The organism is Buchananella sp. 14KM1171 (genome assembly GCF_041380365.1).
GTDB classification, from domain to species: domain Bacteria; phylum Actinomycetota; class Actinomycetes; order Actinomycetales; family Actinomycetaceae; genus Buchananella; species Buchananella felis.
In genome coordinates this window covers 1,226,457-1,246,236 of sequence record NZ_CP159981.1, presented here as the reverse complement: position 1 = coordinate 1,246,236, position 19,780 = coordinate 1,226,457, and the positions used below count along the sequence as shown (strand labels likewise).

Below are 19,780 nucleotides of genomic sequence, written 5' to 3'. Positions count from 1 at the left end.
CACCACGGTGATGGGGGCGGACGGCGGCAACGTCGGCGGCGAAGACCGCATCCGGGCGGTGGACCTGAAGAGCGAGATGCAAAAGTCCTACCTGGACTATGCAATGAGCGTGATCGTGGGCCGCGCCCTACCGGAGGTGCGCGACGGCCTGAAGCCGGTGCACCGCCGCGTCCTGTACGCGATGTACGACGGCGGCTACCGACCCACCGCAGCCTTCAGCAAGTGCGCCCGCGTGGTCGGCGACGTGATGGGTGAATACCACCCGCACGGCGACGGCGCGATCTACGACGCCCTGGCCCGCCTGGTCCAGCCGTGGTCCATGCGCGCCCCGCTGGTGGCCGGACAGGGCAACTTCGGTTCCCCCGGCAACCTGGGCCCGGCCGCGCCGCGTTACACCGAGTGCAAGATGGCGCCCCTGGCCATGGAGATGGTGCGCGACATCGACGAGGAGACGGTCGACTTCACGCCCAACTACGACGGCCGCTCCCTGGAGCCGACCGTTTTGCCGGCGCGCTTCCCGAACCTGCTGGTCAACGGCTCCGAGGGTATCGCGGTGGGCATGGCCACCCGCATCCCGCCGCACAACCTGCGCGAGGTGGCCGAAGGCGTCCAGTGGTACCTGGACCACCCGGAGGCCAGCCGCGAGGAGCTGCTGGAGGCGCTCATGGAGCGCATCAAGGGCCCCGACTTCCCGACCGCCGCCACCATCCTGGGGCGCAAGGGCATCGAGGACGCCTACCGCACCGGCCGCGGCTCGATCGTGCAGCGCGCCGTGGTGGAGGTGGAGGAGATCCACGGCCGCCAGTGCCTGGTGGTCACCGAGCTGCCCTACCAGGTCAACCCGGACAACCTGGCTGAGAAGATCGGCCAGTTCATCAAGGACGGCTCCCTGCAGGGGATCGCCGACCTGCGCGATGAGTCCTCCGGCCGCTCCGGCCAGCGCCTGGTGATCGTGCTCAAGCGCGACGCCGTGGCCAAGGTGGTGCTCAACAACCTCTACAAGCGCACCGCCCTGCAGACCGCCTTCCCGGCCAACATGCTGGCCCTGGTGGACGGCGTGCCGCGCACCCTGTCCCTGGACGGTTTTGTGCACCACTGGGTCAAGCACCAGCTCGACGTGATCCAGCGGCGCACCCGCTTCCGCCTGCGCGAGGCGGAAAAGCGCCTCCACATCCTGCAGGGCTACCTCAAGGCCCTGGACGCGCTGGACGAGGTCATCGCCCTGATCCGCCGCTCCCCCACCGTGGAGGAGGCCCGCACGGGCCTGATGGAGCTGCTCAAGGTGGACGAGGTGCAGGCCAACGCCATCCTGGAGCTGCAGCTGCGCCGCTTGGCCGCCCTGGAGCGCCAAAAGATCCTGGACCAGCACGCCGAGCTGGAGGCCAAGGTGGCCGACATGCGAGAGATCCTGGCCTCCGACGCCCGCCAGCGCGCCCTGGTCAGCGAGGAGCTGGCCGAGATCGTGGAGAAGTACGGCGACGAGCGCCGCACCACGATCCTGCCCTACGACGGTGACATGTCCGTGGAGGACCTGATCCCGGAGGAAGACGTGGTGGTCACCATCACCCGCTCCGGTTACGTCAAGCGCACCCGCACCGACAACTACCGCTCCCAGCGGCGCGGCGGCAAGGGCGTGCGCGGGGCGGCGCTGCGCCAGGACGACGTGGTGGAGCACTTCTTCGTCACCACCACCCACCACTGGCTGCTGTTCTTCACCAACCTCGGCCGCGTCTACCGCGCCAAGGCCTACGAGCTGCCCGAGGGCGGCCGCGACGCCAAGGGCCAGCACGTGGCCAACCTGCTGGCCTTCCAGCCGGACGAGGCCATCACCCAGGTGCTCGCCATCAAGGACTACGACCAGAGCGACTACCTGCTGCTGGCCACCCGCCGCGGCCTGGTGAAGAAGACCGCCCTGAGCGCCTACGACTCCAACCGTTCCGGCGGCGTCATCGCGATCAACCTGCGCTCCGACGACGAGGGCGAGTCCGACCAGCTGGTGGCCGCCGTGCTGGCCAATGCCACGGACGACGTTCTGCTGGTCAGCCGCGCCGGGCAGTCGCTGCGATTCACGGCCTCCGACGAGAGCCTGCGCCCCACGGGCCGCGCCACCTCGGGCGTGACCGGCATGCGCTTCCGCGAGGACGACGAGCTGCTGAGCATGGACGTGGTGCGCCCCGACGCGGACCTGTTCGTGGTCACCGAGGGTGGTTTCGCCAAGCGCACCGCAGTGGACCAGTACCGGGTGCAGGGCCGTGGCGGCCTGGGTATCAAGGTGGCCAACCTGGTGGAAGAGCGTGGCAGCCTGGTCGGCGCCCTCATCACCGGCGAGGACGACGAGGTGCTGGTGATCATGGAGGGCGGCAAGATCGTGCGCTCTCGTGTTGCCGAGGTCTCCCGCACCGGCCGCACCACCCAGGGCGTCACCTTCGCCCGTCCCGACGACGGCGACCGCATCATCGCCGTGGCCCGCTCCCTGGAGCCCGCCGAGGACGAGGACGACGAGGGCGCCGGCCAGGGGGCGGCTGCGGGGGAGCAGGGGCAGGGCGGCGACGTCGTGCCTGTGGAAGTAGCCGGTGAGGGCGGCGAGTCTGCGGTAACTTCTAACTAGGCCCAGATAGGACGGAGCAACGGTGAGCCAGAGCGAAGAAGTAGTTGTAGCTGACGAGCCGCGCCGCGTGAACCTGGTGATCGCCAAGGTGGATGCCTGGTCGATCATGAAGATGGTGTTCCTGCTCAGCGTCGCGCTCGCGATCATGGGCGTGGTGGCGGCGGCCTTCATCTGGAAGGTGCTGGACTCCATGCAGGTGTTCGCGCAGATCCGCGACCTGGTCACGGCCGTGGGCGCCGACTCGCTGCTGAACCTGCTGGCCTACACGGAGTTCAACCGCGTGGTGGCGGCCGCGACCGCGATCGGCGTGGTGAACACGATCCTGTTCACCGCGCTGGCCACGCTCGGGGCGTTCCTGTACAACCTGTCGGCCGCGCTGGTGGGTGGCATCCACGTCACCCTGACGGACGAATAGTTATCTGCCGCACTTTCCCGGGTATCGATTTGGTGGTGCCCGGGAAGGTGCGGTAGTCTCATCCAGCACGTTCCGGTGCGGTGAGGGCCTATAGCTCAGTCGGTTAGAGCGCTTCCCTGATAAGGAAGAGGTCGCTGGTTCGAGTCCAGCTAGGCCCACTCAATCCCTTCGATCGCCTGATCGAGTAGGACTCGGGGCCTTGGCGCAATTGGTAGCGCACCTGCTTTGCAAGCAGGGGGTTAGGGGTTCGAGTCCCCTAGGCTCCACAAACAATTGCGCCGAGTGGGGAGCAGGTTTTTCTGCTCCCCACTCGGCGTTTTTGGCAGGTGCGCGCCGTGCGCGGTCCCGCGCGACGGCGTAGCGCCAGCCAAAAACTCTCGGGGTAGCACGTCAGTGCTACCCCGAGGCAATTGCGGTTTGTTGGAGGGCGGCAAAGCTGCCCGATCACCACCGGTGCGGGTGCTGGTGCTGGCCGGCGCTTGGCGTACACGCATTGCTGCCTTTAACCCCGACCTCCCTGCCTTTAACCCCGAACTCGCAAATGTTGCATCGGGGTACATGTGACCGCTCGGGGCCACGGCACCAAGCGGTCACATGTACCCCAAGCTCACTCTTGTACGGTCGGGGGCTGCCGGGTCGCCCGAACACCACCGTTCGGGTGCCCGCCAACCCTGCGTAGGCGCCGTGGCACCGAGCTTCCCCGCCGAAACTTGTCAAACCGCGCCGGGCCTTGTCATTAGCCACCCCGCCAAGGACAAGTTTTGTGAGGGTTGGGCAAGTCTCGGCGCATCGAGGGACGGCTGGGCCGGCACGCACCCGCCGGTCGCGTCCCCAGCTGTCTGCCTGCCAGCCCTATCCCCAGCCGGGCCGTTTCTCCTTGCCGGGGACCCGAACAGGTCCATAGGGTGTGTGGTGAAAGCCACGATCCCAGGAGGTGCCCGTGTCTGACCACTCGCGTTTCGAGCTTTACCAGTCCGAGGTTGATGGGGATTCCTTTGACACGCGGCGCTCGATGCCCGTCGCGGTGATGTTGATGTTGTTTACCGGCCCGCTGGGTTTCGGAGACTTCTACCTGGGCTTCAAGAGCAAGGGATACACGCGTCTGTTGGTAACGCTGGTCTCTGTGGCGCTGATGCTTTACATCGGCTACGCCTTGGTGGACGCAGCTGAGGACGTGGCAGAGTTCGGTTACCGCAGTGGGCAGCTTGGCCGCCTGCGCTTCTTGCAGGAGGTCGTGAACTACCCCCGCTACTTCCTGATCGCGAATTCGATCTGGTCGGTCTTCTCCACCCTGAATGTCGCGATGCGCAAGGGCATCTACGAGACCGACGCGGACGGCCAGCGCCTGGTCCTCTGACCGCGCCGGTCCCCGGTGCTGCGGGCAAGCCCATGCCGCCGGCCCCACGCCCGGCCTGCAGCCTGCGGCCCACGCCTCACGCCCGCTCCCGCCCACGCCTCACGCCCGCTCCCGCCCATCCCACCGTCCTCGCCCGGCCCGCCAAGTCGTCCGGCCGCCGGGGTGGCAAAATGGCCTGATGCCCGCCCGCCCCACCGGTTCTTCCGCCGACGTTCCGCCCCCGCGCCGCCCATCGCTTGGCCGCGCGGCCTCGGGCCGGCGCGTGCCGGCCTGGCTGCTGGTGCTGGGGGCGATCTTCTCGGTGCAGATGGGCTCGGCCCTCACGGTGACCCTGATCGACGAGGTGGGCCCGGCGGGGGCCGCCTGGCTGCGCCTGAGCGCCGGCGCCCTGTTCTTCGTGCTGCTCTCCCCGCCCAAGCTGCGCACCCTGCGCCGCGCGGACCTGCCCCTGCTGCTAGGGCTGGGCCTGTCCACCGGCCTGATGACCACCTGCTTCCTGGCCTCAGCAGCGCGGTTGCCGCTGGGCACGGCGGTGGCTATCGAGTTCCTGGGTCCCCTGGGGGTGGCCGCCTGGCGGGCGATCCGTGGCGTGGGCGCTAGGGCGCTGCTGTGGCCCGCCCTGGCCCTGGCGGGCGTGTTGCTGCTGCAGGAGCCGTGGCGGGCCAGCGTGGACGCCCTGGGCGTCCTGCTGGCCCTGGCGGCCGCCGCCGGGTGGGCGGGCTACATCGTGCTCACCCAGCGCGTGGGGGACCGCTACACGGGACTGTCCGGCCTGGCCCTGACCGTGCCCATCGCGGCGGCAGTGGCGGCCGTGCCCGGCGTGGGGCAGGCCCTGCCGGGCCTGACCTGGACCGTGGTGTGGCAGAGCCTGGGGATCGCGCTGCTGGTGCCGCTGGTCCCGTTCGTGCTGGAGCTGGTGGCGCTGCGCCGCATGAACACCCTGGCCTTTGGCACCTTCATGGCCCTGGAACCCGCCGTGGCGGCCCTGGCAGGCGCGGTGGTGCTGCAGCAGATTCCCGGCCCGGTGCCCCTGGTGGGCATGGCGTTCGTGGTGGTGGCCGGCGTCGGCTCCCAGCGTCTGGCGGCCCGCGAGGCCTAGCCGCGCCCGCCCGCGCACCCCCTAGAGTTCGGCGCCGTTGCTGGCGATGACGCGGCGGAACCACTCAAAGGAGCGTTTGGGGTAGCGCTCCAGGGTGCCGGAGCCGTCGTCGTTGCGGTCCACGTAGATGAAGCCGTAGCGCTTGGACATCTGGGCGGTGGAGAAGCTGACCAGGTCGATCGGGCCCCACGCGGTGTAGCCCAGCACCTCCACCCCGTCGGCGATGGCCTGGGCCAGCTGCTGCAGGTGGGCGCGCAGGTAGTCGATGCGGTAGTCGTCGTGGACGGTCAGGCGCCCGTCCTCCTCCACCAGCCGGTCCACCGCGCCGAGCCCGTTTTCCACGATGAACAGGGGCTTTTGCCACCGGTCCCAGTACTGGTTGAGCACCACCCGCAGGCCAACGGGGTCGATCTGCCATCCCCACTGGCTTGCCGCCAGGGTGGGGTTCTCCACGCCGGGCAGCACGTTGCCGGCCACCATCGCCTCCTGCCGGGGCGCGGCCGATTCGCACAGGCTCATGTAGTAGCTGAACGAAACGAAGTCCACGGTGTGGCGCAGGTCGGCCCGGTCCTGCTCGGTGATTTCCAGGTTGATGCCGTTTTCTCGCAGGAAGCGCAGCGCGTAGCCCGGGTAGTAGCCGCGCACGTGCACGTCCCCGAAGAAGGTGCTGCGCCGCTCGGAGTCCAGCGCGGCCCACACGTCGGCCGGGTCCGGGGTGAGCGGGTAGACGGGGGCCGCCAGGAGCATGCAGCCCACCTTCGCGCCGGGGAGCGTCGCGTGGGCCAGGGCGGTGACGCGCGCTGAGGCCACCAGCATGTGGTGGGCGGCCTGGTAGATCTCCGCCTGCCCAACCTGGTCGGTGGGCTTGTCTATCCCGGCCAGGAACGGGAAGTGCAGCATCGAGTTGATCTCGTTGAAGGTGAGCCAGTACTTCACGCGGGCGCCGAAGCGCTCGAAGCAGGTGCGGGCGAAGCACTCGTAGAAACCGATCAGGGCCCGGTTCGCCCAGCCGCCGTAGTGCTCTGCCAGGTACAGCGGGGTCTCGTAGTGCGACAACGTCACCAGCGGCGTGATGCCGTGGCGCTCCAGCTCGGCCAGCACGGCCGCATAGAAGGCCACCCCCTCCTCGTTGGGTGCGTCCTCGTCGCCGCGCGGAAAGAGCCGCGACCAGGCGATGGAAAAGCGCAGCACCTTGAAGCCGAGCCGCGCAAAGAGCTCGATGTCATCCCGGTAGCGGTGGTAGAAGTCGATGCCCACCTGCTTCAGGTTGTCTGCGGTCGGGGTGGCGGTGCGCGGCGCCGTTATCCCCCCAGGCAGCACGTCCTGGATGGAGGGGCCTTTACCGCCGACGTTCCACCCACCTTCGATTTGGTTGGCGGCCACCGCTCCGCCCCACAGGAAACCGGGCGGGAATGCGGCCGGTGGGTCCTGTTGCAGTATCTGGTGAGCGGGGGCGCGATCCGGGGGCGTTGAGCTCGCGGTGGGGACGGTCATGGCGTGCTCCTCTCCTAGGCCTGCCACGCTACCGCGCCCCGGGCCCGCGTCGGCGGGTACCGGGGCGACGCAAGGCCGGCGCGGGGCCGAGCGGGGTAGGCGCGTGGCCGAGCGGGGTAGGCGCGTGGCCGAGCGCTGGCCGGGGTGGGGCCGGAGGCCGGCCCGGCGCAGGACTGCGACCGGGGAGCGGGGCGAGACGACTGAGGGGGCGTGGGTGGGGCGTCGTCGGACCTAAGAGGTCAGTAGCGGGCCGAGCGCATGGTGCGGGCGGCCATCACCACGGACGCCGCCATCACGACTGCGGCCAGGGCGGCGGTGAAGACCACGCCGGAGTCGAAGGCAGTGCGCGCCGAGTCCAGCAGGGCCTGCGCGGCGCCCGGCTCCAGGGACTGCGCCACCGTGGTCGCCCCGCCCAGGGTCTCGGTGGCGGCGCGCTCCAGCTCCGGCGCCAGGCCGGCCGCTACCTCCACGCGAGCCGAGTAGGTGGCCGTCAGGATCGAACCCAGGATCGCCGCGCCCAACAGCACGCCGACCTCGTAGGCGGCCTCGCTGATCGCGGAGGCCGCACCGGCCTTGGTGGGCGGCACGGAGGACATGATCAGGTCGTTGGAGATCGTCTCAGCCACGCCCACACCGATGTTGATGGAGATGAAGCCGATCAGCAGTACCACGTCGGTGTGCACCCAGTTGTTCGTCAACACCAGCAGGTAGCCCAGCAGCGAGAACGCGTTACCGGCCGCCACCAGGGTGGCCGGGCGGGCAAAGCGGGTAAAGCGCACCACCACGATCCCCGCCACGATGCACGTGATCATGCCCGGCAGCAGGAACAGGCCCGCCTCCATGGGGGGCATACCGCTGACCAGCTGCAGGTGTTGGGAGATGAAGAACAGGAAGCCGACGATCGCGAACGTGGCCAGCAGGTTGGACAGGATGGCGCCGGTGAAGACCGGGTTGGTGAACAGGCGCACGTCCAGCATCGGGTTGTCGCGGCGCAGCATCCGGCGCGCGAACAGGGCAAGGAAGACCGGGGCGGCCACCGCCAGGGCCAGCGTGACGGCGTCGAGGTTGCCGTGGCTGGCCTCCTTGATGGTCCACACCAGGGCCGCCATGCCGGCCAGAATCAGGAACATGCCCACCAGGTCCATCGGGCCCGGGTTCGGGTCCCGGGACTCGGGCACCAGGACCGGGGCGGCCACGAGGAGCGGGACCAGCACCGGCACCGCCATCAGGAACACCGAGCCCCAGTCGAAGTGCTGCAGCAGGAAGCCGCCCACGATCGGGCCCAGCGCCGCGCCGGCGCTGAAGCCCGACGCCCACACCGCGATGGCCAGGCGGCGCTCGCCCGGCTCGGTGAAGATGTTGCGGATCAGGGAGAGCGTGGCCGGCATCAGCATCGCACCGAACACGCCCAGGGCGGCCCGGGCGGCCACCAGCCACCCGGGGGAGGGGGCGAAGGCCGCGGCGGCGGAGATGGCGGCGAAGCCGGTGGCGCCGATCAGGAGCACGCGGCGGCGCCCGATGCGGTCGCCCAGCGAGCCCATCGGCACCAGGAGCCCGGCCAGGACCAGCGAGTAGATGTCGGTCATCCACAGTAGCTGCACGCCGGTGGGCTCCAGGGCGGCGCTGATCGCCGGGACCGCGAAGGTGAGCACCGTGTTGTCCACGCTGATCAGCAGCACCGGGAGCATCAGCACGGCCAGGGCCGCCCAGCGGCGGCGCCTGCTCAGCGCGGGAGTGGGGGCCGTGACGGGGCCCGACTCGCTTGGAGCTGCGGGGCCCGACCTGCCTGTGGCCGGGCTGGCGCCGGCGGGATTCACGTGCTCAGAGGCGTGCTTGGAACGGCTGGGGGACGGGGTGGAGGTGGACACGAATCGTGCTTTCTCATCGCGAAGCCGCACAGGGTTCTAGGCAAGGCGGCCAATCCAGCTTAGGGCAGCCCCGCCGGGGCGGCACTGTGAGAGCCCTCCCAGCGGGGCCCGACCGGAGCACCGCACCCGGCGGCCCGGTCCCCGGACGAGCGCCCCGTTTCCGGGCAAAGGAGAGGGGGAGCGTGCGCAGCACGCTCCCCCCGATCAGCCTCCGGGCAGCCTCAGCCCCTCACGAGGGCCGCTGTACCGGCAAGCCAGCAGCTCAGGCCTTGTCCTCGCCCAGCTCCTCAGCCTCGAACTCCAGGTCCTCGACCTGGTCGGCCACGGCCTCCACAGCCTCCTCAACCTTGGACTTCGCGGACTCCACGACCTCGCCGACGCGCTCGCCCAGGTCCGTGGAGGTGCTCTCGGCCCAGTAGTCCTCGGCCCACGGGTCCTCCACCGGCTGGGTGCGGCGCCACGCCACGTAGGCGGCACCCGCAGCGGCCACGCCCAGCAGGACCCAGCCGACGGTGCGCCACGCCGAGCGCTTCTTCACCACCGGGGTGGGGGTGACCAGGGCCTCGCGGGCGTTGTTGAACGCCAGGGAGGCGCGCTCGGAGAGCTTGCCCTCGCCACGGCTGGCCTCGGCGGCGCCCTGCCAGGCGCGCTCCAGGCGCGGCACGTAGTCCTCGCGCAGGCGAGCACCGGTCGCCAGCGCACGGGCCTGCGCGGAGGCGAGCGCGCGCTCGGCGCGCGGCGCCAGCCACTCCACGCCGTCGTGCGCGTAACCCAGGGCCTTAGCGGAAAGGTCGGACGCGGCCTCTGCAGCCTGCCCCACCAGGGAGCGGCCCGCTGCCTCAATCTTCTTGGTCTTCCTGGCCATTGCCACTCCTAACGTCGTTCGCCGAAATCGGCGCGTACATTGCCCCCATTATCGCTGTTTTGGCTTAACCGCGCAGCCCCGCGCAGAAAAATGATGGTGAATACGCCGCGCGGCCGGAGGAACGCGGCGGCGGGCGCAACGTCGTCCCACTAAGGCAGCGTCGTCCACCCGCCGGCAAAACCGGCGCCCGCCAATCCGCCGCCCCGCCCGCACGAAGGCGACGCGGCAAAGATACGCCCACGGCGCAGGCACCGCCGCGACACTCAAGCGCGTGCGAGTATGGCGTCATGAAGGCAACCATTCACACTTCCGCTGGCGACATCGTCGTCAACCTGTTCCCCACCTCCGCCCCCGTCACGGTCGAGAACTTCACCGGCCTGGCCACCGGCGCCAAGGAGTGGACCCACCCCGCCACCGGCGAGACCATGAATGAGCCGCTCTACAACGGCACCATCTTCCACCGCGTCATCGACGGCTTCATGATCCAGGGCGGCGACCCTCTGGGCATGGGCGTGGGCGGCCCCGGCTACCAGTTCGACGACGAGATCGACCCGGCCCTCTCCTTCGACCGCCCCTACCTGCTGGCCATGGCCAACGCGGGCATCCGTGGCGGGCGTGGCACCAACGGTTCGCAGTTCTTCATCACCGTCGTGCCGACCGGCTGGTTGACCGGCAAGCACACGATCTTCGGTGAGGTGGACGACGCTGCCTCCCGCGCCGTCGTTGACGCGATCGCCGGCGTGGCGGTCGATGGCCGCGACAAGCCGCTGCAGGACGTGGTCATCACCTCCATCGACGTCGAGGCCTGAGCCAAGACAGAGGAGCTGGAACCGGGCGGTGCCTAGCGGTGGCCGCCCGGTTCGCGTATGCGCGTCGCGGCGGCACACACCGTGGTGCGGTCAAGGCAAAGCCCAGCAAACTGTGACAAGGTGGGGTGCGCCCGCCCGCGCCCGAATAGGCCCGCGCGGCATGGACGGGCCGGCGCGGCTTGGACAGGCCCGCCCGGTTAGAGAAGGAAGGCGATCCATGAGCGAGACCACCATGCCGGCAACTCCCCGCTGCCGCGCCCACGGCCGGCCCAGCTGGGTGCTGTGCCAGCGCTGCGGCAACGCGGTGTGCCCGGACTGTCAGGTGCGGGCCGCAGTGGGCGTGCACTGCACCTCCTGCGCCAAGGCGGGCCGGCCCAGCAGCGCCGTGGCCGCCAAGCTCTCCCGGGTCCAGGGGCCGCTGGTCAGCTACGTGCTGATCGCCGCGTGCGTGCTCGTGTTCCTGGCCGAGCAGATCAATCCGAAGCTCTTCTACACCCTGGCGTTCTCCCCGGCGGCCGGTGAGGGCGAGTTCTACCGCTTCCTCACCACCACGTTCCTGCACGGCGGCCTGGCCCACCTGGCGTTCAACATGTACGCCCTCTACCTGCTCGGCCGCACCCTGGAGACCGCCCTAGGGCGCGCCCAGTTCCTGTCCCTCTACCTGCTGGGGGCCCTGGGCGGGTCCGTGGCCGTCCTGTGGCTGTCCGACCCCACCTCCGCTGCCTGGGTGAGCGGCACCGTGGGCGCCTCCGGCGCGATCTTCGCCCTGTTCGGCGCCATCTTCGCGATCCAGCGCTCCCTGAACGCCGACACCACCCAGATCCTCATCGTCCTGGGTATCAACGCGCTAATCAGCTTCACCCTGCCCAACATCTCCTGGCAGGGCCACCTGGGCGGCCTCGTGGTGGGCGTGGCCGCCGGCTACCTGCTCATGAGCGCCCGCGCCGCGGACCGCAAGCGCGGCGCGGCGGCATTCCGCGCCGGCAAGCGCGGGGCAGCCCTGTGGGGGGCCCGCAACGCCCGCACCCTGGCATCCCTGGCCGTGCTGGGCGCCCTGGAGGTGGGCGCTGTGGTGCTGCGCTACGCCCTAGTGGCGTAGGTTCGCGCGCACGAGCGTTGGCCGCCCGGTTCCCCGGTGGGGAACCGGGCGGTTCGCTTTGCGGCCTGGCCTGGGCTGGCCTGGGCGGGGCGATTGGCGAGGGGGAGGCGGGGCGTCGGTGGGGGAATCGGTGGCCGGCGGTTGCGCAAACGGTCGAGGGCTTAGTGCACCTCTCGTGGGGTTGGTGAACCGGTCGTGGGGTTGGTGCACCTCTTGAGGGGTTACCCGAGCGGGTAACCCCTCAAGAGGTGCAGCAAAGGCTCAAGAGCTGCAGCAAAAGCTCAATTGGTCGACTAAGCCCACAATCGTTTGCGCACCGGTGCCTCGCGCGGCCCCCAGGGCGGGGCCGGGCCGGTGCGACGCTGCTGATCGCACGGAAGCCCCGCCCGGCCCTCGTCGGGGCGGGACCGCTTTAGCGGTCCCGCGCTCTGCTCCACTGCCTGAGTTGGCTATTGGTAGAGGCCGTGTGTTCGAGTACCTAGCTCCTAGTCCCCTTCAGGCGGGCTGAGGCGGCGGGGTGGTGCGGGCCGTGGTGCCCACGCCCAGGGTCCCCGCCGTGGCGGTGTCCGCGCTATCGGTCCAGCGCACCGTGCCCCTGCCTGGGGCGGGGGAGTAGGTAGCGTCGATCAGCGCCTCCATCTTGTCGGACTGCACCCTCGTCTGGGTCGGGGGAGTGGGGCCAGTACGATCGAGCACGCATCGCCTTAGTGCCCGCCGCCTGGCCCGCGCCCAGTCGGTCCCAGCCATGCCCGCCGGCAGGGGGGCGGGAGGTCACGGCTGGTGGGTTCGTGCGCAAGCGGTTGAGCCTTTGTTGCAGTGTTCCAGCCGTTGTTGCTGCCCTTGGGCCTTTGTGTGACCTATTGAGGCGTTAATCGGCCCCATAGCGCTACAAGAAAGAAAGCCGCGACGGCTACAACAAGGGCTCAACGGGAACAACAAAGGCCCAACCGGTTGCGCAACACCGGCTGACCCGGGCGGGCACCGACAAGGAGATGCCCACAGGCTTTCCACAGGCTGTGGGAAGAGTGTCCACTGCGCCATTTGGCGCGAAACCCGCGGCCGGGGGAGGGTCGTGCCGGATCCGAGCACCCGATTTCCCACAGTTATCCACCCACTTATCCCCAAAAGCTGTGGAGAAGGCGAGCGTTGCGGGAATCCTCCAACGAAAGCGCGCCAGGAGGGCCAGAGTTGGTGGGAAACCGGGAGTCGCCGGGCAGGGGCATGGGGCAAACCTCCAGGAAGCTGGGCCGGCGCGGCCAGGTCTTACACGCTTGTAATTTCCCACAGGTGTGGAAAAGCCTGTGGATAACTCGGTGGGTGGGGAAGGCCAGATAGGGGCGGCGGTGATCGACGGAATCGGCCGGCGGGGCGTCGGCCGGGCGGGGTGGCCAAGGAGGGCGCCTGAGTTGGGGAGGCGGGCCGGCGGGAGACGGGAGACCGGAGGAGGCCGGCAGTGCGTCGACGGGGCGACCAGAGGCGGGCCGGCAGGGTGCCGACGGGGCGACCAGAGGCGGGCGGTGCCGGGCGGCGGACAGCAAAAGGTGGGGCGCGCCCACGATCATCACGGCGCGCCCCACCTGGAGGCATTCGGCTAGGACCGAGTGGCTGGGGTTACCGCCAGCGCAGGGTCATCAGGAAGCCGACGATCATGACACCGAAGCCGATCGCCTGGTTCCAATCCCCGATGCCGGGAATCGGGTAGAGGCCGTTGGCCAGGTGAGTGACGACAACCCAGACCAGGCCCACCACCATCAGGATCAGCATTACCGGGGCCCACCAGCTCGGGGCGGGCTTGATGTCGTCGTTCCACGAGGGGCGGATCTCGGTGTCCGCGTGCACGGTACGGCCGCGGTGCTTCCGCTTCTTCGACTCAGGCACGAGTCCTCCTTGAATCTTTGCTCGCCGCGTGGGAGAGCTGCTCATTGTCCGCCCCTTAGCGTAGCCTTTTGAAGGCCGCTAATCACAACGTGAAGGGTCCGCGCCGTGCACGATCAGCCGCCAAGTCAGCAATCAGCGCAGCCTGACCAGCCCACGCGGCGTTCGGTTCGCGATTCGCTGCGGCTGCGCACGCGCCCGGGACGGCTCTCGATTCACGACCCGCGCCGCCTGGATACCACGCATCTGCGGGCCATCAGGGCGCCGCTGCGGCACGAGACACGCGTGATGGAGCCCCTGGATGTGGAGGCTATCGCGGCGCGCGCGCAGGGGCGGGGCAGGCCCGGACTGGTGCTGCGCCGGTGGCTGACTAGCGCGTTGGCGTTCCCGCGCCTGTCGTGGTCGTCGCTGGCGGTGCCGGTGGTGCTGTTCCTGGGGGCGGTGCTGGCGACGGTGAACATCGGCACGAGGCAGGACACGGAGAGCGCGGAGGTGCGCGACCTGGTTTCGTTGGCGCAGTCGCGGGCGGAGAAGTTTGCGCAGGCGGAGCTGGTGAACCAGGAGCTGCGTGAGCAGGTGGCGCAGATCCTGAACCGGGCCTCCCCGGGCGCGCTGCCGGCCCCCAATGGGGCCCGCTCGGTGGCTGCGGGCCGGGTGGCGGTGACGGGCCCGGGCGTGCGGGTGAGGCTGTGGGACGCCAAGGTGCCGGACACGGGCCCGGGCGAGTTCACGAACGACGACTACGTGGTCCACCAGGGTGACATCGAGGGTGTGCTGAACGCCCTGCGGGCGGGTGGCGCGGAGGCGCTGTCGGTGCAGGGGCACAGGATCGTGTCCACCACGTCGATCAGGTGTGTGGGCAACGTGCTGTACATCAACGGTTTTCACTATTCGCCGCCGTACGTGGTGGAAGCGATCGGGGATCCGGCTGCTCTCACGGCGGCGCTGGACGCCTCCCGGCAGGTGCAGATCTACCGGCAGTACGTGCAGGTTTTGGGTCTAGGCTGGGAGCTCAGCCCCGTCGATGCGTTGAGTATCGCCCCGCATACGGGGGCAAACGTGTTGCTTTATGCGAAGGTAAGCGAGTGAGCGCTAACTATTCTTCCGGGGACGGTGGCTTCGTCCGCGACGGTGACAACCCGCAGGCCAACAACCCGCAGGCCGACGAGCTGGAGGGCGAGGCGAGGCGGGAGCCGTACCGACCGCGGCACGTGGCGAAGGTGGCGCCGCCGTCGGTGACGGTCTCCGGGGTGATCGGCGAGCTGTTGCTGACGGCCGGCGTGGTGATGGCCCTGTTCGTGGTGTGGCAGGTGTTTTGGACCACCTGGCAGGCGCAGGTGACGATGCAAAAGGGCCTGGAGATCTTCCAGGAGCAGGTGGCCAAGGTTCCAGCGCCTACCACCCCGGCGGTGGAGGAGCAGAAGCGGCGGGATAACCCGCCCGTGCACCAGCCTGCGGACGATTACGCGATCTTCGGGACGATTCACGTGCCCAGGTGGGACAACATGGCGATCCCGCTGGCGGAGGGCACGTTCGCGGCGGGCCTGCTGGACCTGGGTTACGCGGGCCACTACGTGGACACGCAGCAGCCGGGCGAGCTCGGCAACTTCGCGGTGGCGGGCCACCGGCAGACGGCGGGCCACAACTTCCGGGACGTGCACAAGCTGCAGACGGGTGACCCGGTGATCGTGGAGACGGCGGAGGCCTGGCTGGTTTACCGGGTCACGAGCTACGAGATCGTGGACCCGGATCAGGTGGAGGTGATCGCGCCGGTGCCGCACGCCCCGGGGCAGGAGCCCACGAAGCGTTTGATGACGATGACGACGTGCGACCCGGAGTGGGGTAACACGCACCGCTACATCGTCTACACGGAGTTCGATTACTGGCTGCCGCGTGATGCGGGCCGCCCGGCAGAGATGGGGTCTAACTGATGTATGCCGCCTTGTTCCGTGCGTTGCCCGGCCCGAAGTGGCTGAAGGCGCTGCAGTGCCTGTTGTTGTTCGCGGCCGTGGTGTTCGTGTTGTTCCAGTGGGGTTTTCCGTGGTTCGTGCGGGTCACTGGGATGAATGAGATCACGGTGGAGTGATGATGGACGACGTTGCCGCTGACGCCCCCCAGGCGGGGCCGGTTCCCGGTGAGGCGGGGTACGCCCCGAGGGTGCTCGTGGTGGATAACTACGACTCGTTCGTGTACACGATCGTGGGCTACTTGGAGCAGCTGGGTGCGCGCGTGACGGTGGCCCGCAACGACGTGGTGCCGCCGCTGGATGGTTTCGATGGGGTGTTGATCTCGCCGGGGCCGGGCGCGCCGGCGGAGGCGGGCCAGTCGATGGATGTGATCCGGCAGTGCCTGGAGCGGGACATCCCGATGTTTGGGGTGTGCCTGGGCATGCAGGCGTTGGCGGAGGTGTGTGGGGCCACGGTGTCGCACGCGCCGGAGCTGATGCATGGGCGCACCTCGCTGGTGGAGCACGAGGGCGTGGGCGTGTTCGCGGGCGCGCCGCAGCCGGTGCGGGTGACGCGCTACCACTCGCTGGCGGTGCGCCCGGAGACGCTGCCGCAGGAGGTGGAGGTGACGGCCCGCACCGAGAACGGGATCATCATGGGTTTGCGGCACCGCTCAGCGCGCGCGGAGGCGGTGCAGTTCCACCCGGAGGCGGTGCTCACGCAGGGCGGTCACCGCATGTTCGCCACGTGGCTGGAGGAGATCGGCGGGGCCGGGGCGGTGGAGCGCTCCCTGGGTTTGGCTCCCGCGGTGGCCGGGGGCTAGGCCCGGCGCGGATACAGCGGGGCGGGGGTGGCCAGAACGCGAATTGAGGTTCTGGCCGCCCCCGCCCCTTCTCGTGGACCTGGCAGGCCCGAGCGGCGTGGGTGTTAGCCGCCGCTGCCGGTGGGCTCCGCGGAGGCGGAGGGGTCCTCTGAGGGGGTGCCCGGCTCGGGTGCCTGCGTGGAGGCCGGCGGCGGGGTGGGCGTGGGCTGCGGGGTGGGGGTGGAGCGTTCGCGGGCGACTAGCAGGTTCACGCGCGAGCCGCGGCCTACCTTGCCGGTGGCGGGGTTTTGCTGCAGCACGGTGCCGGGGGTGAGGTCGGACTCCTCGTAGGTGATGGAGGCGGTGATGCCGTTGTCGGTGAAGAACTGTTCGGCGTCCACGAGCATCTTGTTGGTGAAGTCCTGGATGGCGACGAGGCCGGTGGAGTAGACCAGGTCTACCTTGTCGCCGGCCTTGACGGGGGTGCCGGGCTCGGGGTTGGTGCGGATGACGGCGTCCTGCTCGTGCTTGCCGGAGTCTTCGCTGGTGAGGGCGCCGACCTCTAGGCCGAGCGCGGCCAGTTCGTCGCGGGCCTGCTGCAGGCTGCGGTTGCGCAGGTCTGGCAAGGCGAAGGTCTGTGGCCCGCCGGAGAAGGACACCTTGACCACGGAGCCGGGCGCCACCTGGCTGCCGACGGCGGGGTCTGCGGAGACGAACTTGCCGCGCTCGACGTCGGCGGAGAGGGTTTCGGGGCCCAGCTCGAACTTGAGTCCGGCTTCGAGCAGCACCTGCTGCACCTGGCCCTGGTCCAGGCCGGCCAGTTCGGGGACGGCCACGGTGGTGGGCTCTGCCTCCTTGCCGTTGAGGATGGCGAATGCGCCCACGCCGACGACTAGGACGGCCAGGGCGACGGCGATCCAGGTCCACAGGAGGCGCTTCTTGCGCTTCTGCTCGCGCAGTGCGGCCTCGCGGCGCCTGGAGACGTCCTCCGGGGCGCCGTGCATGGAGGAGGACTGCGCGGAGTCGCTCAGCACGGGCGGGGCGGGCGGGGCCGGGGCGGGCACCGCCGGGGTGAGGGCGGTGGCCGCGGCCAGGGCAACGGTGTTGGCGGCGGCCGGGTTGGGGGCGGTGGCCCAGTGGGAGACGGCGGGGGCGAGCACGGGCTGGCCCCGCTCGGCCTTGAGCAGGTCGGCGCGCATCTCGGAGGCGTCGCGGTAGCGGTGGTCGCGGTTCTTGGCTAGGGCCTTCAGGACCACGCGGTCCAGGTCGCCGGGGATGTCGGCGGCCAGCGACGAGGGCGGCTTGGGCAGCTCCTGGACGTGCTGGTAGGCCACGGAGACGGCGGTGTCGCCGGAGAACGGGGGGCGCCCGGTGAGCAGTTCGTAGAGCACGCAGCCGGTGGAGTACAGGTCGGAGCGGGAGTCCACCACTTCGCCGCGGGCCTGCTCGGGGGAGAGGTATTGGGCGGTGCCCACCACGCCGTGCGTCTGGGTCATGGAGGACTGGGAGTCCTCCATGGCGCGGGCGATGCCGAAGTCCATCACCTTCACCTGGCCGGCGGTGGTGAGCATGATGTTGCCGGGCTTGATGTCGCGGTGGACGATCCCCTCGCGGTGGGAGTACTCCAGGGCGGAGAGGATGCCGGCGACGATCTCCACGGCCTCGGGGATCGGCACCGGGTCGCCTTCGCTGAGGAGCTCGCGCACGGTGTGGCCCTCGACGTACTCCATGACGATGTAGGGGATGGGGCCAACGGTGCCGTCGGCGGCCATCATGTCCTCTTCGCCGGTGTCGTGGACTGCCACGATCGCGGGGTGGTTGAGGCGGCCGGCGCTCTGGGCCTCGCGGCGGAACCGGGTTTGGAACATGGGGTCCCGCGCGAGGTCTGAGCGCAGCAGCTTGATCGCCACGGTGCGCTTGAGGCGCGAGTCGAAGCCCACGTACACGTCGGCCATCCCACCGCGTCCGATGAGGTGCCCGATCTCGTATCGGTTGCCTAGAAGTTTGGGAAGCTGCGTCATTTTTATCCTTTCAACTCCCTAACCTGCCAGAGCCAGGACTGCGATGCTGAGCAGTACGGCCAAGATTGCGCTTCCGGCGCCCAGGACCTTGGTGCGCGGCAGGGTGCCGAGCGAGCCTAGGCCGGAAAGAATGTGTGGTTCGGTGGCGGCGTGGGCCGGCGCGCGCCCGGCGGGTGCGGCGGCCTCGCTGCCGTTTTGCTGAGCGGCGCCGACGTCGGGCCACCGCAGTGTACGGCGCTCCTGGCGCGAGGTGGGGGGTCCGTCCGTCGCGCGCCGCTGCGTGGGACGCGCCGCCTTGGCTGGGACGTGGGTGGCCGACGCTGCCGCCCCTACCTGCGGCCCGGTGGCGCTGCCCGCGCCGGGCGCGGGCACGCCAGCCGGTGCGGCCGGGCCAACGGGCGCGGCAAGAGCGGCGCGGCGGGCGCGGGTGCGGCCCGCATTTGCGTGGTCGGTGCGGGCGCCCTCCACGGCGGCGTGGTCGCGGTGGCCGACCTGGGCGCGTTCGGCGCCGGCGCGCGGGGCGGGCGTGCCCGTGGGGACGGCGGGCGGAGCGTCGTCCATGCTGGCGCGGCGCGCGCGGCGGCGCAGCCCACCGATGGCGGCACGGGCGACCCGAGCGGCCTCCACCACGCGGCCGGGCTCCTCCTCGGCGTCCTCGGAGTCATCGCGCGGGCTGGAGTGCTCCAACCAGTCGGTGCCGCCGCTGACAGGGTCCAGCTCCCAGGCCAGGGATTCGAGCTGGCGCGCCACGGAGTCGGCGTTGCGGGGCCGGCGCGTGGGGTCCTTGACCAGCAGGGACATGACCAGCTGGGCCAGGGCGGGCGGAACGTCGTCCGGGAGGGGCGGCACCTCGTCGTTGACGTGCGCGAAGGCGATGTCCACCTCGTTCTTCCCGGTGAACGGGCGCCGCCCGGCCAGGGCCTCGTAGGCCACCACGCCCAGCGCGTACAGGTCGCCGGCCGGCGTGGCCGGGCGCCCCATCGCCTGCTCGGGGGCCAGGTACTGGGCCGTACCCATCACCTGGCCGGCCTGCGTCATCGGCGTCTGGTCGGCAGCGATGGAGATGCCGAAGTCGGTGAGCTTGACCTGCCCGGCGGGAGTGATGAGCAGGTTGGAGGGCTTGACGTCGCGGTGGATGATCCCGCCCCGGTGCGCCGCCCCCAGGGCCGCTGCGGTGGCCGACAGCACGTGCGCCACGCGCGCCGGGGCCAGGCGCTGCCCGCCGCGCAGGAAGTCGGTGAGCGGCCGGCCCTCCACCAGCTCCATCGCGATCCACGCGCTCGGGCCGTCCACGCCGTAGTTGAGCACCTCCGCCAGGCCGGGGTGGTGCAGGCCGGCGGCGTTGCGGCCCTCGGCCTCCATGCGCAGCAGCAGGGTGCGCTGACCGGCCAGGTCCGGGCGCAGCACCTTCAACGCCACCTCGGTGCCGGGCATGCGCTCGTCGGCGGCGCGCCAGACCTCTCCCATCCCGCCGGTGGCGATCTTCTCCACCGGCCGGTACCGGCCCCCGTAAAGCTTCATC

17 protein-coding genes and 2 tRNA genes are annotated in these 19,780 nt (G+C 70.1%); 12 read left to right on the top strand and 7 right to left on the bottom strand.

Translation table 11 applies throughout. From position 1 onward, the window contains the following. Window positions 1-10: 10 nt before the first annotated feature. From gyrA to ABYF38_RS04855, 6 genes are all read left to right on the top strand, one after another. Window positions 11-2,608, top strand: coding sequence for a DNA gyrase subunit A (gene gyrA, locus ABYF38_RS04880; protein ID WP_371152995.1), 2,598 nt, complete (start codon window positions 11-13; stop codon window positions 2,606-2,608). Window positions 2,609-2,630: 22 nt separating this feature from the next. Beyond that, on the top strand, window positions 2,631-3,023 hold the full coding sequence (locus ABYF38_RS04875; RefSeq protein WP_371151175.1) for a DUF3566 domain-containing protein: 393 nt from the start codon (window positions 2,631-2,633) through the stop codon (window positions 3,021-3,023). A gap of 84 nt (window positions 3,024-3,107) precedes the next feature. Continuing rightward, window positions 3,108-3,181, top strand: a tRNA-Ile gene (locus ABYF38_RS04870). A 35-nt stretch (window positions 3,182-3,216) separates the two neighbouring features. Next, a tRNA-Ala gene (locus tag ABYF38_RS04865) sits at window positions 3,217-3,289 on the top strand. A gap of 674 nt (window positions 3,290-3,963) precedes the next feature. After that, entirely contained in the window at window positions 3,964-4,380 is a 417-nt protein-coding gene (locus ABYF38_RS04860; protein ID WP_371151173.1) for a hypothetical protein, read from the top strand. Window positions 4,381-4,558: 178 nt separating this feature from the next. Then, window positions 4,559-5,479 carry an EamA family transporter gene (locus tag ABYF38_RS04855; protein WP_371151171.1) on the top strand — a complete coding sequence of 307 codons (921 nt, stop codon included), beginning with the start codon at window positions 4,559-4,561 and terminating at the stop codon, window positions 5,477-5,479. Window positions 5,480-5,500: 21 nt separating this feature from the next. On the opposite strand, the gene ABYF38_RS04850 is transcribed toward ABYF38_RS04855, so the two are convergent. The 3 genes from ABYF38_RS04850 to ABYF38_RS04840 form a co-directional block, all read right to left on the bottom strand. Next, a complete protein-coding gene (locus tag ABYF38_RS04850) occupies window positions 5,501-6,973 on the bottom strand; it encodes a glycoside hydrolase family 1 protein (protein ID WP_371151169.1) in 1,473 nt (490 codons plus the stop codon). Between the two features lie 239 nt (window positions 6,974-7,212). Then, a complete protein-coding gene (locus tag ABYF38_RS04845) occupies window positions 7,213-8,841 on the bottom strand; it encodes an MFS transporter (protein ID WP_371151167.1) in 1,629 nt (542 codons plus the stop codon). Window positions 8,842-9,103: 262 nt separating this feature from the next. After that, entirely contained in the window at window positions 9,104-9,706 is a 603-nt protein-coding gene (locus ABYF38_RS04840; RefSeq protein WP_371151165.1) for a hypothetical protein, read from the bottom strand. A 287-nt stretch (window positions 9,707-9,993) separates the two neighbouring features. Between ABYF38_RS04840 and ABYF38_RS04835 the strand changes: the two genes are divergently transcribed. Both ABYF38_RS04835 and ABYF38_RS04830 read left to right on the top strand, forming a co-directional pair. Then, window positions 9,994-10,515, top strand: a complete 522-nt coding sequence (locus tag ABYF38_RS04835; protein WP_371151163.1) for a peptidylprolyl isomerase — start codon at window positions 9,994-9,996, stop codon at window positions 10,513-10,515. 217 nt (window positions 10,516-10,732) lie between these two features. Further along, window positions 10,733-11,614 carry a rhomboid family intramembrane serine protease gene (locus ABYF38_RS04830; RefSeq protein ID WP_371151161.1) on the top strand — a complete coding sequence of 294 codons (882 nt, stop codon included), beginning with the start codon at window positions 10,733-10,735 and terminating at the stop codon, window positions 11,612-11,614. Between the two features lie 495 nt (window positions 11,615-12,109). On the opposite strand, the gene ABYF38_RS04825 is transcribed toward ABYF38_RS04830, so the two are convergent. Together ABYF38_RS04825 and ABYF38_RS04820 are read right to left on the bottom strand one after the other, a co-directional pair. Then, window positions 12,110-12,310: a hypothetical protein gene (locus ABYF38_RS04825; RefSeq protein WP_371151160.1), complete on the bottom strand. Its 201-nt coding sequence runs from the start codon at window positions 12,308-12,310 to the stop codon at window positions 12,110-12,112. Window positions 12,311-13,225: 915 nt separating this feature from the next. Further along, complete coding sequence (locus ABYF38_RS04820) at window positions 13,226-13,492, bottom strand: cell division protein CrgA (RefSeq protein WP_371151158.1); 267 nt, start codon at window positions 13,490-13,492, stop codon at window positions 13,226-13,228. A 285-nt stretch (window positions 13,493-13,777) separates the two neighbouring features. Between ABYF38_RS04820 and ABYF38_RS04815 the strand changes: the two genes are divergently transcribed. The 4 genes from ABYF38_RS04815 to ABYF38_RS04800 are packed head-to-tail and all read left to right on the top strand — an operon-like array spanning window position 13,778 to window position 16,258. Beyond that, a complete protein-coding gene (locus ABYF38_RS04815; protein WP_371151156.1) occupies window positions 13,778-14,578 on the top strand; it encodes a DUF881 domain-containing protein in 801 nt (266 codons plus the stop codon). After that, the gene (locus tag ABYF38_RS04810; protein ID WP_371151154.1) at window positions 14,575-15,420 is read left to right on the top strand and encodes a class E sortase; all 846 of its coding nucleotides are present in this window, start codon (window positions 14,575-14,577) and stop codon (window positions 15,418-15,420) included. Before ABYF38_RS04815 ends, ABYF38_RS04810 begins: the two co-directional genes overlap by 4 nt. Beyond that, the gene (locus ABYF38_RS04805) at window positions 15,420-15,575 is read left to right on the top strand and encodes a hypothetical protein (protein WP_371151153.1); all 156 of its coding nucleotides are present in this window, start codon (window positions 15,420-15,422) and stop codon (window positions 15,573-15,575) included. The genes ABYF38_RS04810 and ABYF38_RS04805 overlap by 1 nt, the downstream gene beginning before the upstream one ends. Then, entirely contained in the window at window positions 15,575-16,258 is a 684-nt protein-coding gene (locus ABYF38_RS04800; RefSeq protein ID WP_371151151.1) for an anthranilate synthase component II, read from the top strand. The genes ABYF38_RS04805 and ABYF38_RS04800 overlap by 1 nt, the downstream gene beginning before the upstream one ends. 104 nt (window positions 16,259-16,362) lie before the next feature. Here ABYF38_RS04800 and pknB read toward each other — a convergent pair whose 3' ends face one another. After that, the gene (pknB, locus tag ABYF38_RS04795) at window positions 16,363-18,258 is read right to left on the bottom strand and encodes a Stk1 family PASTA domain-containing Ser/Thr kinase (RefSeq protein ID WP_371151149.1); all 1,896 of its coding nucleotides are present in this window, start codon (window positions 18,256-18,258) and stop codon (window positions 16,363-16,365) included. 18 nt (window positions 18,259-18,276) lie between these two features. Then, window positions 18,277-19,779: a serine/threonine-protein kinase gene (locus tag ABYF38_RS04790; RefSeq protein WP_371152994.1), complete on the bottom strand. Its 1,503-nt coding sequence runs from the start codon at window positions 19,777-19,779 to the stop codon at window positions 18,277-18,279. Between the last annotated feature and the right edge of the window lies 1 nt (window position 19,780).

Coding starts and splice junctions, on each gene's coding strand:
- ABYF38_RS04840 (WP_371151165.1), bottom strand. CDS start 9,706: ATGGCCAGGAAGACCAAGAAGATTGAGGCAGCGGGCCGCTCCCTGGTG.
- ABYF38_RS04830 (WP_371151161.1), top strand. CDS start 10,733: ATGAGCGAGACCACCATGCCGGCAACTCCCCGCTGCCGCGCCCACGGC.
- ABYF38_RS04815 (WP_371151156.1), top strand. CDS start 13,778: ATGGAGCCCCTGGATGTGGAGGCTATCGCGGCGCGCGCGCAGGGGCGG.
- ABYF38_RS04790 (WP_371152994.1), bottom strand. CDS start 19,779: ATGAAGCTTTACGGGGGCCGGTACCGGCCGGTGGAGAAGATCGCCACC.
- ABYF38_RS04855 (WP_371151171.1), top strand. CDS start 4,559: ATGCCCGCCCGCCCCACCGGTTCTTCCGCCGACGTTCCGCCCCCGCGC.
- ABYF38_RS04850 (WP_371151169.1), bottom strand. CDS start 6,973: ATGACCGTCCCCACCGCGAGCTCAACGCCCCCGGATCGCGCCCCCGCT.
- ABYF38_RS04835 (WP_371151163.1), top strand. CDS start 9,994: ATGAAGGCAACCATTCACACTTCCGCTGGCGACATCGTCGTCAACCTG.
- ABYF38_RS04800 (WP_371151151.1), top strand. CDS start 15,575: ATGATGGACGACGTTGCCGCTGACGCCCCCCAGGCGGGGCCGGTTCCC.
- gyrA (WP_371152995.1), top strand. CDS start 11: ATGGGGGCGGACGGCGGCAACGTCGGCGGCGAAGACCGCATCCGGGCG.
- ABYF38_RS04805 (WP_371151153.1), top strand. CDS start 15,420: ATGTATGCCGCCTTGTTCCGTGCGTTGCCCGGCCCGAAGTGGCTGAAG.
- pknB (WP_371151149.1), bottom strand. CDS start 18,258: ATGACGCAGCTTCCCAAACTTCTAGGCAACCGATACGAGATCGGGCAC.